This window comes from Peribacillus sp. NPDC096448 (assembly GCF_044762675.1).
Taxonomy (GTDB): domain Bacteria; phylum Bacillota; class Bacilli; order Bacillales; family DSM-1321; genus Peribacillus; species Peribacillus frigoritolerans_B.
Map to the genome: position 1 here is coordinate 479,823 of NZ_JBIWEU010000001.1, position 14,775 is coordinate 494,597.

General features: G+C 40.9%; 17 protein-coding genes and 1 pseudogene. 15 read left to right on the forward strand and 3 right to left on the reverse strand.

The features are described 5' to 3' along the window. Positions 1–32 precede the first annotated feature (32 nt). The 3 genes and pseudogenes from ACIQ0C_RS02275 to ACIQ0C_RS02285 form a co-directional block, all read right to left on the reverse strand. Positions 33–1,092: pseudogene (locus ACIQ0C_RS02275) on the reverse strand (transposase). A 76-nt stretch (positions 1,093–1,168) separates the two neighbouring features. Continuing rightward, a complete protein-coding gene (locus tag ACIQ0C_RS02280) occupies positions 1,169–1,543 on the reverse strand; it encodes an SA1362 family protein (protein WP_048677789.1) in 375 nt (124 codons plus the stop codon). Between the two features lie 137 nt (positions 1,544–1,680). Next, positions 1,681–2,631: a DUF1385 domain-containing protein gene (locus tag ACIQ0C_RS02285; protein ID WP_403056511.1), complete on the reverse strand. Its 951-nt coding sequence runs from the start codon at positions 2,629–2,631 to the stop codon at positions 1,681–1,683. Positions 2,632–2,965: 334 nt separating this feature from the next. On the opposite strand from ACIQ0C_RS02285, the gene ACIQ0C_RS02290 reads away from it, so the two are divergent. From ACIQ0C_RS02290 to ACIQ0C_RS02360, 15 genes are all read left to right on the forward strand, one after another. After that, positions 2,966–3,478 carry a YqhR family membrane protein gene (locus ACIQ0C_RS02290; RefSeq protein ID WP_403056514.1) on the forward strand — a complete coding sequence of 171 codons (513 nt, stop codon included), beginning with the start codon at positions 2,966–2,968 and terminating at the stop codon, positions 3,476–3,478. Positions 3,479–3,572: 94 nt separating this feature from the next. Then, the gene (gene aroQ / locus ACIQ0C_RS02295; RefSeq protein WP_076365401.1) at positions 3,573–4,019 is read left to right on the forward strand and encodes a type II 3-dehydroquinate dehydratase; all 447 of its coding nucleotides are present in this window, start codon (positions 3,573–3,575) and stop codon (positions 4,017–4,019) included. Further along, positions 4,020–5,081: a M24 family metallopeptidase gene (locus ACIQ0C_RS02300; protein ID WP_402835006.1), complete on the forward strand. Its 1,062-nt coding sequence runs from the start codon at positions 4,020–4,022 to the stop codon at positions 5,079–5,081. 26 nt (positions 5,082–5,107) lie between these two features. Beyond that, the gene (gene efp / locus ACIQ0C_RS02305; RefSeq protein WP_402835005.1) at positions 5,108–5,665 is read left to right on the forward strand and encodes an elongation factor P; all 558 of its coding nucleotides are present in this window, start codon (positions 5,108–5,110) and stop codon (positions 5,663–5,665) included. Positions 5,666–6,374: 709 nt separating this feature from the next. Continuing rightward, entirely contained in the window at positions 6,375–7,307 is a 933-nt protein-coding gene (gene spoIIIAA / locus ACIQ0C_RS02310) for a stage III sporulation protein AA (RefSeq protein WP_403056517.1), read from the forward strand. Continuing rightward, positions 7,300–7,815, forward strand: coding sequence for a stage III sporulation protein SpoIIIAB (spoIIIAB, locus tag ACIQ0C_RS02315; RefSeq protein WP_063575693.1), 516 nt, complete (start codon positions 7,300–7,302; stop codon positions 7,813–7,815). The genes spoIIIAA and spoIIIAB overlap by 8 nt, the downstream gene beginning before the upstream one ends. Before the next feature lie 21 nt (positions 7,816–7,836). After that, positions 7,837–8,040, forward strand: a complete 204-nt coding sequence (gene spoIIIAC, locus ACIQ0C_RS02320; RefSeq protein ID WP_403056520.1) for a stage III sporulation protein AC — start codon at positions 7,837–7,839, stop codon at positions 8,038–8,040. Between the two features lie 14 nt (positions 8,041–8,054). Next, the gene (gene spoIIIAD, locus ACIQ0C_RS02325) at positions 8,055–8,444 is read left to right on the forward strand and encodes a stage III sporulation protein AD (RefSeq protein WP_094246647.1); all 390 of its coding nucleotides are present in this window, start codon (positions 8,055–8,057) and stop codon (positions 8,442–8,444) included. Positions 8,445–8,477: 33 nt separating this feature from the next. Then, positions 8,478–9,686, forward strand: a complete 1,209-nt coding sequence (gene spoIIIAE, locus ACIQ0C_RS02330) for a stage III sporulation protein AE (RefSeq protein WP_402835003.1) — start codon at positions 8,478–8,480, stop codon at positions 9,684–9,686. 16 nt (positions 9,687–9,702) lie between these two features. Next, positions 9,703–10,311: a stage III sporulation protein AF gene (gene spoIIIAF / locus ACIQ0C_RS02335; protein WP_403056523.1), complete on the forward strand. Its 609-nt coding sequence runs from the start codon at positions 9,703–9,705 to the stop codon at positions 10,309–10,311. A gap of 7 nt (positions 10,312–10,318) precedes the next feature. After that, positions 10,319–10,990 (forward strand): stage III sporulation protein AG, encoded by a 672-nt coding sequence (spoIIIAG, locus tag ACIQ0C_RS02340; RefSeq protein ID WP_402835001.1) that lies wholly within the window; start codon positions 10,319–10,321, stop codon positions 10,988–10,990. Between the two features lie 14 nt (positions 10,991–11,004). Beyond that, positions 11,005–11,598: a SpoIIIAH-like family protein gene (locus ACIQ0C_RS02345; protein ID WP_034308309.1), complete on the forward strand. Its 594-nt coding sequence runs from the start codon at positions 11,005–11,007 to the stop codon at positions 11,596–11,598. A 620-nt stretch (positions 11,599–12,218) separates the two neighbouring features. After that, complete coding sequence (gene accB, locus ACIQ0C_RS02350) at positions 12,219–12,719, forward strand: acetyl-CoA carboxylase biotin carboxyl carrier protein (protein WP_402834999.1); 501 nt, start codon at positions 12,219–12,221, stop codon at positions 12,717–12,719. Positions 12,720–12,733: 14 nt separating this feature from the next. Further along, complete coding sequence (gene accC, locus ACIQ0C_RS02355; protein WP_403056527.1) at positions 12,734–14,086, forward strand: acetyl-CoA carboxylase biotin carboxylase subunit; 1,353 nt, start codon at positions 12,734–12,736, stop codon at positions 14,084–14,086. A 37-nt stretch (positions 14,087–14,123) separates the two neighbouring features. Beyond that, positions 14,124–14,528 (forward strand): Asp23/Gls24 family envelope stress response protein, encoded by a 405-nt coding sequence (locus tag ACIQ0C_RS02360; protein WP_222620245.1) that lies wholly within the window; start codon positions 14,124–14,126, stop codon positions 14,526–14,528. The last annotated feature ends 247 nt before the right edge of the window (positions 14,529–14,775 follow it).

Here is a 14,775-nt window from a genome sequence, read left to right on the forward strand (position 1 = left end):
CCCTTTTGAAATTCCTGAATTTTGGCCCAATGTTAAGAGATTGGGGCTCTACGGGCCCACTCTGTTAGGACATTTTTGGCCCTTGGCCATTTCCAATTGGCCATCTTCTTTAAATTAATGTCAGCGAAAGTGAGCATCGCCTGCATCGACAATTTTTAAAGTCCAATGCATGCTTTTCTTTTGCATCTGCGAAAACACGCTCTACCGTTTCTTTACGTTTCGCATAGATAGGTTGTACATCTTGATGATGACGCAGATAATCTGCTTCTTCCAATTTTATTGCCAAATAGGTAGCTTGTAATCGCCGGTGTTTTATTCAACAAGTGGCTCTAAGATATGACTATCATGCGTATTTCCAGGTGTTACAATCGTCCCTGGCACAAAACCGTTGCGGTCTGCGGCCGCATGAAATGAATGGGCAAACTGTTCTGTTCGTTCATCATTGACATAGTAGCCACTCTCAGGGGCAGTTTTCTTTAATTTCTTTGGTTTCTTCCTTATTAAATTATCAGGTGGAAAAAATTTTTCATCATGGTTTTCACGATCTTGATTTATTTCTACTTGAAGACGTCCTTGATACGCTCGTGTTTCCTTGCGAATGATTTTCTTTTCAAATATCCGCTTATTCGCACTGGCTTTCACGTGCGTGGAGTCAACGAATACGTGCTCAGCACTTATTAACTTTCTTTCGGCAGCTGTCATTAAGATACGATAGAAAATCTGTTCAAACAGGTCCGTATCTTTAAAACGCTTGCACATAATTTTTCCCGAACGTTGGGAAGTGGGGAACTTTATCATGGAAACCTATCCTAAGAACCAACGATTGTCCATATTTGTTTCAACTTCTTCTTCAATGGTTTTACGCATCGAACGAATGCCGAATATATTGAATAAACGTCATTTTGATTAAAATCACCGGATCAATATTTGGGGGAGACCAACATCGGAGTACATATCTTCCATTAAAGGATAAATAAACGCAAAATCAATCACAACATCAATCTTGCGAACCAAGTGATTCGCTGGCACAAGTTGATCTCTTTGAATAGAATTATTTTGATTAGCATCGTAAGCACCCAAAATAATTTTGATAATCCCATTTTAAAATAAAAAAGACAGTAGATAAACTCGTTTTTTATCGAGTTTGTCTACTGTCTGAATCGGGCTCTTAAAAAGAAGCCCGATTTTTCTTTTTATTCTTTTTCCCTTCGATGACGGTTAAGTGGCTATCCGTTTTCTTTCTCCATTTTATTTTCTTTGATGATTTTGCTGCAGAGAAGCTAGCCACATTATCTTTTTTCGAAGTTCGGTTTTTTAGCCTTTTTTTCGATTGGCGGGCAGCCTTTCGGAATGCTTGCTGCTCTTTTTTTACTGGTTTTCCCTTTGTTAATCCGGTATAAATCATATAAATAATCCCTGCGACAATGGCTATTATGAGGATGTTTCTAAAAAAGCCAATCGGGTCATTGAATAGTCGGCTCAATAGTCCGAGGACTCCGAGGGCGATGATTCCGTATATCATGAAAGATATGAAACGTTTCAACAAAGACACCTCCTTAAGAGCATCATAAGCATTTTTAGCTTATTTTAAACATTCTTCATGTAAAATATTTGAAAAAAATGAAGACCATTCACTTAGTTAGTATATGATTTTCCATCATCAAAATGTGTATAGATGTTTTACACAATTACATCCGATTCTAAACCTTTTTCGGTCTCTTTTTCCATCCTCAACAGTTCTTGGAAGGAGGCCAATGCGACTTCGACTTGATCATCGGTAGGGGCTTTGGTTGTCAATAACTGAAGCCAAAGGCCGGGATAGCCAAGGTAGCGCAGGATGGGAATATCCCTTACTTTGTTGGTCAACTGCAATACTTCGAATGCTATGCCAAGCACGACGGGGATAAGCAAAATGCGATCCACGACACGGAGCCATAATGGATCGGTCGGAACAATCATATAGACGAACATACCTACAATGACTGTAAATAAAATAAAGCTGCTGCCACAGCGATAATGAAGGCGTGAACTTTCCTGCACGTTTGCAACCGTCAATTCTTTTCCGCTTTCAAAGCAATTGATCACCTTATGCTCTGCTCCGTGATACTGAAAGACCCGCTTGATCAAAGGCGTCATGGATACTGCGTAAATGTATACCAGCAATAATATCAACTTGAACAAGCTTTCCATTAAAACCTGGGCCATATGGCCGCTGAAGATGGGTCTTGTCAATTCGGCAAGAAAGACTGGAATCAAAGTGAAAAGCAGCTTCCCGAACAGGAAGGAAAGAACACCGATTACGGCAACTCCAAGCCATACACTTATTTTAGAAGATTCTTTCGTTTCTTTTTTCTCTTCCTGCTTTTCCCCGTCTTCTTCTTCATACTGTTCAGTTGAAAAGTTAAGATGTTTCGAACCGGTGGCACTTGACTGTACAAGTGATACGATACCCCGTAGAAAAGGTATTTTTTTTAAGCGGTTTACAACAGGTTTCGATTCACGCGGCAGATGATAATATACAATCGTCGAATCTTTGCGGCGTACCGCAGTGACTGTGTGATGTTTGCCACCGAACATGACGCCTTCCACCACAGCCTGCCCTCCATAAACGGGTTTTTGAACCTCAGACATTTCTACACCAACCTAATAGTTATTCACGTAGCTCTCTCAAGGGTGCTAACATGTGTATTATCAAGCATCACAAGGGTTTAAAGGAGGTCCTCCAATATAGAATGGAAGCAATACCCCTGCAATTACTTTATGAATGTTGAACTACAGGAACGTATTATCCTGTGTACATTATAAATTTCAACAGAGGATGGGTATTTTCCTCTGAAAAAAGCAGATTATTTATGATTTAATCATACAGAATAATTCAAAAAACCTCTAGTGATTCTCCTCCCTAACAATAAAAAAAAATAGTTCTATTTAACAAAGGGCATACTACGTAGCGGAGGTGTTTGATATGTCTTCTAATGAAAATGGACAAATTCAACAGGAATATCAAAGCATGTTAATCTACAATGTACTTGCTGTCGGTTTTGTAGGGGGGGCTTTAGCCAGTTTTATCGGAATCTTCGCCCATTATGTTAACTTTATGGATTTTAGCCCAAAATTCATACTAACTTCGTGGTCCAATATGACCTGGATCGATCATTGGCTCGGTACGGTAATGACCATGATTGTATTCGGAATTCTATCCGTGGGGATCGCTTTCATATACTATAGTCTTTTTAAAAGGATGAAGGGTATTTTTCCGGGTATTTTTTTGGGAGTGGTTTGCTGGGCTTTGCTGGTGTTTGTCCTGAAACCGATGTTCATCGATTTGCCAACCTTTACTAAAATGTCCGCAAATACGGTTATGACAAGTGTATGCATTTTTATTATATACGGTCTTTTTGTAGGGTTTTCCATATCATACGATCATCAGGAATATATGCGTCAAAAAAACAAGGCCGAAAAGCAATCGGAAAGCTGATTGCTACTTGGTTGTAAAAAAGTAGTAAGACAATTTGTAATTATGATAGAATGTTCATGGAAAGCATTCTTTTAACATGAGCAGGTGTTTGATGATGACAAAAATCTTACTAATCAATGGTCCGAATTTAAATCGCTTGGGGAAGCGGGAACCTGCGCATTATGGATCCTCGACGCTTGCGGATGTGGAAGCGCAATTAATGCAGCAAGCTCAAGGGTTAAATGTGGAATTAACCTCTTTTCAAACTAACCATGAAGGAGCGATTATCGACAAGCTCCATTGGTCAGAGGATCATGGGATCGACGGGATTATCATTAATCCTGGAGCTTTTACTCATTATAGCTATGCGATTCGTGATGCAATAGCCGGAATCGATGTTCCAGTGGTGGAAGTGCATATTTCGAACATCCATGCCCGTGAAAGCTTTCGGCATGAATCAGTGACCGCAGCGGTATCGGCGGGACAGATTGTCGGCTTGGGGATACACGGATATGAATTGGCGTTGCAGGCGATCACAAAGATTGCAAAGGGGAGAAATTAAATGGATAAACTAATGCGCTTAAGAGCCTCAATGGAAAAGGTGGGCATTGATGGTTTATTGATCACCAGTACATATAACCGCCGATACATGACCAACTTCACGGGAAGTGCAGGCGTTGTCCTTATTTCCCAAAAAGAAGCTAAATTCATCACTGATTTCAGATACGTGGAACAAGCGGGCAAGCAGGCACCGGACTATGAAATCGTTCAACACAAAGGAACCATCAGCGAAGAAGTCGGCAAACAGGCTAAAGCGATGAATATCGGCAAGCTGGGCTTTGAGCAAGAACACCTGACTTATGCTACATATAAAGCATATGAAGCGGCCATTGATGGTCAACTTTTGCCGGTGTCGGGGGTTATTGAGAATTTACGCTTGATAAAGACTTCATCAGAGATTAAGATATTAAAGGAAGCGGCTGCTATTGCTGATGCTGCGTTTACACATATTCTCGATTTCCTGCGTCCAGGGATCTCGGAACTGGATGTATCCAATGAACTTGAATTCTTTATGAGGAAACAAGGGGCAACTTCTTCTTCCTTCGATATTATTGTAGCATCAGGCATAAGGTCCGCACTTCCGCATGGAGTGGCTACGGATAAAATCATCGAAAAAGGCGATTTTGTCACATTGGATTACGGGGCATATTATAATGGGTATGTGTCTGACATCACTCGGACATTAGCGGTTGGCAAGCCAAGTGAAGAACTTATTAATATTTATGACATTGTTTTAGAAGCTCAACTGAGAGGAATGGCTGGGATCAAACCCGGTATGACTGGCAGGGAAGCGGATGCACTAACTCGTAATCTAATTGAAGAAAAAGGATATGGGCAGTATTTTGGACATTCGACCGGACATGGAATCGGTCTTGAAGTTCATGAAGGTCCAGCATTATCCTTTAGGTCTGATATCATTTTAGAACCAGGTATGGCCGTTACCGTTGAACCGGGCATTTATTTACCGGGGGTAGGCGGAGTGCGGATTGAAGATGATACGATCGTTACAATTGACGGTAACGAAGCACTTACTCATTCAACCAAAGAGTTAATCATTCTGTAAACATGTACATGTAGGAGGACAATTTTATGATTTCTGTAAACGATTTTCGCACGGGTGTTACGATTGAAGTAGATAATGGAATTTGGCAGGTTATCGAGTTCCAACACGTTAAACCTGGTAAAGGTGCAGCTTTTGTACGTTCTAAACTTCGTAACCTTCGTACGGGTTCAATCCAAGAGAAAACATTCCGTGCTGGTGAAAAAGTTGCTAAAGCACATATCGAAAACCGCAAGATGCAGTATCTTTATGCAAGTGGAGATAGCCATGTATTCATGGATAACGAAACGTATGACCAAATCGAGCTGCCGGCTTCAAGCATTGAACGTGAACTTAAGTTCCTTAAGGAAAATATGGAAGTACATATCATGACTTTCCAAGCGGAAACACTTGGTGTCGAGCTTCCAAACACAGTGGAACTTGAAGTGGCGGAGACTGAGCCGGGGATTAAAGGCGATACATCTTCAGGCGGCACGAAAACAGCCGTACTTGAGACGGGCCTTTCGGTTCAAGTTCCATTCTTCATCAACCAAGGTGATAAACTATTGATCAATACAAGTGAAGGTTCTTACGTATCACGTGCATAAATGAAAGAAGGCCGAGATTAATTTCTCGGTCACGAATTGTAGACAAAAAGGTTTCGGGATGGTCTCATTCCGAAACCTTTTTGATTTTTTATTGGATTAGACTTCGGATGACCCAGATGATCTGCTTCTTCCATATATTCTTGCCAAATATGGAGTGTCACCACTTTCTGATGGCCATTTACTTTCTGTACACTGTCATAAAAAAGAACGAGTCGCACAAATGGATTTGGATGATTTGTACACACGATAGCCCTCTTTATTTGTTGTTGCCTACTTTAAATCTTCATTTTACAAGCTAGCCACACCAGTGGTCTAAAGTAATCATTTCAAGCTGATCTCGCTGAATAGAATCATGTTTAAAAAGGATCCTTATCACCTCAATTTTTAATAATTCTAATTTAAAACAATAAAGACTTTAGGCAAAAGGGTTCTATCTAAAAGTTAAAACAAAGTTGATTGGAGCGGGTGTGCGAGATTCCTGCGCGGAAAGCGAGTGCCTGGAGTGGAACCCTCACTGGAAATCAACTGCAACTTTTCTTAAATAAAAGGACTGTAGACCGAGATTAATTTCTCGGTCTTTTTTTGGTTTTTTTGATCAAGGAAGATATAAAAAATCAATAATAAGTCTGTTTCTTTAATAGCCTGTCATCTTTATGGGCTTGTCGGCATATATTTTATTGAAAGTGGTGTATACAGGAGGATTGTCAAAATGGAAACGATTCTTTCTTTTTTACCGAAAAGATTATACGAGCAACTCCGGGGTATGACACCGATGATGATCGAAAAGATGGAAGAGCTGCGAATTCGGGTTGGAAGGCCGCTTGAGGTCATTGTAGGAGGGGAACCATACTTCTTTTCCTATGAAGTGACCCATTCGGATGCAGATCAATTATTGAATCAGATAGGTCAATTTTCGTTATATACACTTGAGGAAGAATTAAAGCGAGGATATATAACCATAGCGGGCGGACATCGGGTGGGTCTTGCTGGCAAGGTGATTCTGGAAAATGGGTCGGTCAAAGCGATCAGGGATATTTCCTCGTTCAATATTCGGGTTGCACGTGAAAAAATAGGTGCAGCTGAACCTCTCACTTCATATTTATATGACGGGGAATGGCAGCATACAATGTTGATCGGTGCTCCGCAAACGGGAAAAACGACGATATTACGTGATATTGCAAGAATGATATCCAGTGGTAATGAAAAACGCGGCATTGCCCCTCAAAAGGTGGGGATAGTGGACGAGCGTTCAGAAATTGCCGGATGTGTACATGGAGTGCCGCAGCTCGAATTTGGAACAAGGGTTGATGTGCTTGATGGATGTCCTAAAGCGGAAGGGATGATGATGATGATCCGTTCGATGTCCCCGGATGTATTGATCGTGGATGAAATAGGCCGCGCAGCGGATACGCAGGCTGTGCTGGAAGCCGTGAACGCAGGTATTAAACTCATGATAACCACGCATGGCCATACACTTGATGAAATCAAGAAGCGACCTTTTATCGCCGAAATATTAAAGCAAAACATCTTTGAACGTTTTATTGAATTACAGAGAAGTAAATCCGGTAGGAGGAGCTACAAAGTCCTTGATGCAGCGGGGGTTCCCGTTTTCTTGGGAGAAAGTGTGAACCCGCATGTTTAAGTTAATAGGGGCAGCGATAATTATGATTGCAACGACATGGGCAGGTTTTGAAGCAGCGAAAAAATTAAGTATGAGGCCTCGTCAACTGAGACAGCTGAAAGTCGCCATGCAATCACTTGAAGCTGAAATCATGTTCGGTCATACACCTTTGAAAGAAGCGGCAAGGAAACTTTCTAAACAGATGGCCAAACCTTTGTCCAGCTTTTTCGATACATTTGCAAATCGACTTGAGTCAGGTGAAACCACCGTCAAAGAAGCATGGGATGATAGTTTGAAGAAAATATGGCAATCCCTTGCTTTAAAACAGGGAGAATTCGAGATTCTTTCACAGTTTGGGGAGACGCTTGGAAAAAGCGATAAATATCATCAGCAAAAGCAAATCATGCTAACGATGGCACACTTGGAACGGGAAGAAACCGATGCACTCGACCGTCAGGGAAAATATGAAAAAATGATGAAAAGTCTTGGTTTTTTATCAGGGCTATTATTGATCATCTTGCTGATGTAGGAATATGTGGGAGGAATGAAAATGGGCATTGAAGTGGACATCATATTTAAAATTGCGGGTGTGGGGCTTGTTGTGGCATTTCTTCACACGATACTCGATCAGGTTGGGAAGAAAGAATATGCCCAGTGGGTGACACTTTTCGGATTTATCTATATTTTATTCATGGTTGCTTCTGTAGTAGAGGATTTATTTCAAAAAATTAAATCTGTATTTCTATTTCAGTAAGGGAGGGATTCGCGATTGAAATCATAAAAATCGTGGCCATTGCCCTAGTTGCCACCTTTTTGGCACTGATCGTCAAAGAGCAAAAACCAAATTTCGCATTCCTGCTCGTCGTTTTTGTAGGATGCTCCATTTTTCTTTTTTTAGCTGACAAAATATACGAAATCATTTTAATGTTAGAAAAAATAGCAGTTAATGCGAATGTAAATACCGTGTATCTAGAAACCATTTTAAAAATAATCGGAATTGCCTATATTGCAGAATTCGCTTCTCAAATTACAAAAGATGCCGGGCAAGGTTCGCTCGCTTCCAAAATAGAATTGAGCGGAAAAATTTTGATTCTTGCCATGGCGATTCCGATTTTGACGGTCATTATCGAAACGATTTTACAGATGCTCCCAAGTTAATGGATTACTCCTACTAGTCAATGAGGTGAATGTATGAAGCAGCGGATGCCTTACTTATCCATACTATTCTTTTTACTCTTTTTTTTGCATGCATCTATTGGACAAGCTGCCGAAAATCCAGAAAATGGTGAAATCGATCAAGAGCCTATCATGCAGTCCGAACTGGTACAAGCCCAAATAGAAAGACTGGGCGTCGATGAGCTCAAACAATATTGGGATGACATCGTTACGGAGTATGGAGGGTTCTTACCGGAAAGCCAGAAAGGGAGCTTCATGGATTTTGTAAGCGGCGATAAGAAATTTTCTTTTGATGAATGGATAAAGGGAATGACAAAATTCATTTTTCATGAACTGCTCGTGAATGGAAAGCTGCTGGGATCACTCATTTTATTAACCGTTTTCAGCATGTTCCTACAGTCTTTGCAAAATGCCTTCGAGCAAAGCTCCGTAAGTAAGGTCGCATATGCAATCGTTTATATGGTGCTGATCATTTTGGCACTTAACAGTTTTCATGTAGCGATTGAATATACAAAAGATACGATAGATTTGATGATTTCCTTTTTAATGGCGCTCATCCCTTTACTCTTGGCATTGATAGCTGCTTCAGGCGGACTTGTATCGGCAGCCTTCTTTCATCCGGTATTGATGTTTTTGATGAATACAAGCGGTATATTGATACAGTTTGTCGTCCTTCCGTTATTATTCTTTGCAGCGATTTTAAGCATAGTCAGCACGCTGACCGATCATTACAAAGTGACTCAGATGGCACAACTTCTCCGTAATTTTGCCATCGGGATCCTTGGAGCATTCATGACCATATTCCTTGGTGTGATCTCCGTTCAGGGAGCATCCTCAGCTGTAGCCGACGGAGTGACGATCAGGACAGCCAAATTCGTGACAGGTAACTTTATACCGGTAATAGGGCGCATGTTTACCGATGCAACGGATACGGTCATTAGTGCCTCCGTCCTGTTGAAAAATACAGTGGGCTTGTCAGGCGTCATCATTCTCTTGCTCATTACCACATTTCCTGCAATTAAAATCTTGATGATTTCTTTTGTCTATAAATTGGCAGCGAGTCTTTTGCAGCCGCTGGGCGGGGGACCTGTAATAAAATGCCTTGACATTATAAGTAAAAGTATGATTTATATTTTCGCTGCATTGGCCATTGTCTCACTCATGTTTTTTTTAAGTATCACGGTAATTATCGCCTCTGGAAACATTACCCTGATGGTTCGCTAGAAAGGAGGAGGGCTTGGTGAGTTTTTTAGCTGGCTGGGTATCCAACATCATCATATTTGTATTGCTGGCTACTGTGATCGATATGCTTCTGCCGAATTCAGCTTTACAGAAGTATGCCAAAATGGTTATCGGGCTTTTACTGATTGCAATCATCATCACTCCTATATTGGGATTATTCAATAAGGATTTTGATGATATTCTCACTGCTGCTACCAGTGAATTTGAGGATCAGAAAAAAAAAGATTTAGGAAATTTGACAGAAATGAAGAAAAAAGAAATACAAGCTACCCAGGGTGCATATATTTTAAAACAAATGGCTGTTGACTTACAGGCAGAAGTGGAAGAGGAGCTGATGGTGGATTATAAGATGAAGATTAGTTCGATTGATGTAGGGGTCAAGAATGAGGAAGAACCGGGTGTTGATGATCTGCAGAACATAACCATCTCATTGGAAAAGGCAGAAGGGAAGGAAAACTCGGAGATAGAGGCAGTGGCGAAGGTTGATATCAATACAGATAGTCCATCCACTTCGAATGATGCCAATCTGGATGCTGTCAAAAGGTTTCTGGCAACAAGTTGGTCTGTTGATGAAGAGATCATTGAAATCGCCGGGGAAAGGAAGTGACTGAGTATTGAATAAAGACAAAGGTCCATTATCCTGGCTGCAAAAACTATTAAATAAAGACCCTGACCAAAAAGAGCCTAAGGAGAAAAAGCCTTCCCTGTATGTCTATGCTCTGATAGTTGTCCTTTTGGGATCGGGAATCATGCTGGCCGGGAATTTGTTAACCACCAATCAGACGGGACAAACATCTGAAGTGACTACTGTATTCAATAATGATAAACAGCAGGATGAAGAAGAGGATGTTGAAACATTCGGTCAGAAGAAATCAGAATTCAAGACTACAAAAGACTATGAAATATATCTACAGAATGAAATGAAGGAAGCGCTAGAATCCATCGCAGGCGTCCAGGATGTAAAAGTCGTAATCTACGTCGATGCATCTGAGAAAAAAGTATATGAAAGAAACAAAGTCACCCAAAAACAAGTCACTGAAGAAACCGACCAGGAAGGCGGCAAAAGGACGGTCGAAGACACATCTGTTGATGAACAGCTAGTTTTGGTGAAGAGCGGTGAAAAAGAAGGACCGATCATATCGGAAACGAAAAAACCTAGTGTACGAGGAGTCCTGGTAGTCGCTAAAGGGGCCGAAAACATTCAAATAAAGAAGTGGATCATCGAGGCTGTCACACGCTCACTTGATGTACCGAGTCACAGGGTTTCTGTCATGCCTAAAAAATAAGGGGGAAAATCTACATGTTATTAAAAAAACAAACGGTTTGGTTATTGACTATGCTAAGTCTGGTCGTTGTGCTTTCAGTCTATTATTTAACCGCTCCTGAAGAAAATGCCGCCGATATGACGGCAACAGAGCAAATGGAACAAGAAGAAAATAAAACAGAAAGTAAAACAGAGAACAAAGCAGAGACAAAAGGGGAAAATAAAAGTGAAAAAGAAACGTCCAAAAATACAGAAGGTTCCTCTGTAACCATTGCATCTGGAGATGAGTTCGAATCGTTAAGGATGCAGATTGAAGATGAACGGGCGAAGCTGAATGAAGAATTGACTGCAAAGATGGGCAACACAGAACTATCAGCTGAAGAAAGAGACGAGGCATATGCAAAAATTGAACAATTAAGTGAAACGAAAGTGAAAGAAAATATCATCGAAAACTTAATTGTTGCCATGGATTACAATGCCGCACTGGTCCGGGTTGACGGAACGGATGTAAAGGTGAGTGTCAAAGCCGATAAACAAACGAAAACAGAGGCCAATAACATTATCCGCCTCGTAAGGAAAGAAGTGAGCGATGCACAAAATGTAGTGGTCGATTTCCAACCGGAAAAGTAAACACACATACAGAAAAAAGTGCTGATACAGAACAGTTCAACATCATAAAAGTTTGAAAGCCCTCCTTAATAAAAAAAAGGGAGGCTTTTTATTATGATTTTTTAACTAGCTTACAACCTGGAAACTTTAGAGGAAAAGTTTTTTTATGTCAATCGGAATCAGGAAATCAATTGGAAATGGTGATAATGATCATCCGTAATATTCTAGAAAAGTAATTACAATGGATGTTATGGTGATTTTCTAGGAAAGCAATACAAAATTCAAGAGAAAGCGTTAAGCTGCCCCAGGTGAAAAATATTCACAATATTATAATAAAGGTGTAAGATAGAAGTATGGATAATAAGTAACAATTAATCTATCATTGAATTTGTATAAGCTAATATTGTATGATGTTAGAAGCTGGTCATAAACTTTTCAATTTTCTTAGGGAAACAATATTTTGAGAAAGTGAAACATCTGTTATACTACAGATGAGGTTTGTATTCAGTTTATTCGCATTCGCATAAAGAAAGCGGCTACTTTGTGCAGTATTGGACAAAGTAGGATAAGCTATGGGTAGGGTTACATAAACTATTATTGCCTCACAAACTCATATTAAATTAGACAAGGGGTGCCACAAAATGAAAGTGCAAGAAATTCGTGAAATTATTAAGCTAGTCGATCAATCAAATATCAGTGAATTCGTTTTTGAAAATGAAGGAACGAAAATTAAATTGAAAAAAACTGAAACGGGTACAGTATTACACCAAGCAGCAGCTGCTCCAGATGTTGTTCAAGCCAATGCAGCTGTAGAGGTCAAGCCCGCAGCGGCCCCTGCCCCTGCCGTGCCGAAAGCCGTTGAACCTGCAAAACCTGCTGCTGCCGTCACTGAACAGGAAAATTTACATAAAATCACTTCTCCGATGGTAGGGACATTCTACCAATCTCCAGCACCGGATTCACCTGCATATGTAAAAGCAGGCGATAAAGTAACGGCGGATTCCATCGTCTGCATCGTGGAAGCCATGAAACTTTTCAATGAAATCGAAGCTGAAGTAAGCGGTGAAATCGTTGAAGTCCTTGTAAAAGAAGGTCAGCTTGTAGAATATGGTCAACCATTATTTTTAGTAAAGCCGGAATGAGGAGCTGTTTCTAAATGATTAAAAAGGTATTAATTGCCAATCGTGGGGAAATTGCTGTCCGAATCATCCGGGCATGCAAGGAATTAGGAATCGAGACTGTTGCTGTCTATTCAGAAGCAGATAAAGAAGCATTACATGTTCAAATTGCTGATGAAGCATATTGCATCGGTCCTAAATTATCAAAAGACAGTTATTTAAATACAACCAACATTATCAGCACAGCCAAGAAAACGGGATCCGATGCAATCCATCCAGGCTATGGATTCCTTGCTGAGAATGCCGACTTTGCCGAGCTATGCCGTGAATGCAATATCATTTTCATCGGTCCCAGCCCCGAAGCCATCAATAAAATGGGAACAAAGGACGTAGCAAGGGAAACCATGCGCAAAGCTGGTGTACCGATCGTTCCAGGTTCTAAAGGCATAATTAAAGATACGGATGAGGGTGTAGCCTTAGCTAATGAAATGGGCTATCCAGTCATCATCAAAGCTACTGCCGGCGGAGGCGGTAAAGGTATCCGCGTCGCAAGGACGGAAGAAGAGCTCATTAAAGGCATTAACATCACGCAACAGGAAGCCGCGACGGCATTTGGGAATCCTGGCGTGTATATTGAAAAGTTCATCGAAGACTTCCGTCACGTTGAAATACAGGTCATGGCAGATAATCATGGCAACGCCATCCATTTAGGTGAGCGTGATTGTACGGTCCAACGACGTTTGCAAAAACTTGTTGAAGAAACCCCGTCACCGGCGTTGGATGGTGAAACACGTGCGGAAATGGGGCAGGCTGCAGTAACGGCTGCACTTGCCGTAAACTATTCAGGTGCCGGAACAGTAGAATTTATTTATGACTATGTGAATAGAAAATACTACTTTATGGAAATGAATACACGTATCCAGGTTGAACACCCAGTTACAGAAATGGTAACGGGCGTGGATTTGATTAAAGAACAGATCAAAGTTGCTTCAGGCAACAAACTATCGCTTTCGCAAGAGGATGTCACTTATAACGGATGGTCTATCGAATGCCGGATCAATGCCGAAAATCCAGAAAAGAATTTCATGCCTTCCGCAGGTAAGATTCAAATGTATTTACCGCCAGGCGGCTACGGGGTTCGTGTGGATTCCGCGGCATACCCTGGGTACTCGATACCGCCGTATTACGATTCCATGATCGCTAAATTGATTGTCCATGCACCGACTAGGGAAGAGGCGATCGAGAAGATGAAACGCGCCTTGGGTGAGTTTGTCATTGAAGGGATCAGTACCACAATTCCTTTCCATATTAAGTTACTTCAGCATGACCAATTTGTTTCCGGGGAATTTAATACCAAATTCCTTGAAATATATGATGTAATGAACTCATAATGTAAAGGAAGACAGGAGGTGCTTTTGAATGAGTGAAATGGAAGGCCAATTACTCGAAATGAATGATTATAATAGTGGGCTGGGCAAAGTGGAGATTGCGCCTGAGGTGATAGAGGTGATTGCGGGTATCGCTGCATCGGAAGTTGAAGGTGTTGCACATATGCGCGGGAATTTCGCTACGGGTGTTGTTGAAAAGCTTGGTAAAAAGAACCACGGTAAAGGTGTTAAAGTGGACTTAACGGGAGAATCCATCAAAGTCGAGCTTTATTGTGTCATGAAGTTTGGTGTTTCAATTCCGAAAGTTGCTCAGGAAGTGCAAGATAACATTCGTGAAGCTTTGTTGAATATGACCGCTATCGACGCTGGCGAAGTGAACATCCATGTAGTGGGCATTGCGTTTGAAAACGCTAAACAAGAAGCGGATTACGAACAAGAAGTGTAAGTGGGCTTCATTTGATTCACATCTGCAAAAACCCGGCAAAAAGCCGGGTTTTTGTTTTTTTGAATGCAAACTCCATGATATCCCGTTTTTGGAGCCTGCTTATAATATTAAATTTAAATGTACATAATAAGGCGGTGTCTGGAATTTTCCCTTTAATTCAAGGGTGATTTCTGTTAGAGTGTAAAAGGTGAAATATGAGCATGAAAGCTAGGCAAGAGCTTTTTGACACTTTCAAAAAGTATGGGAC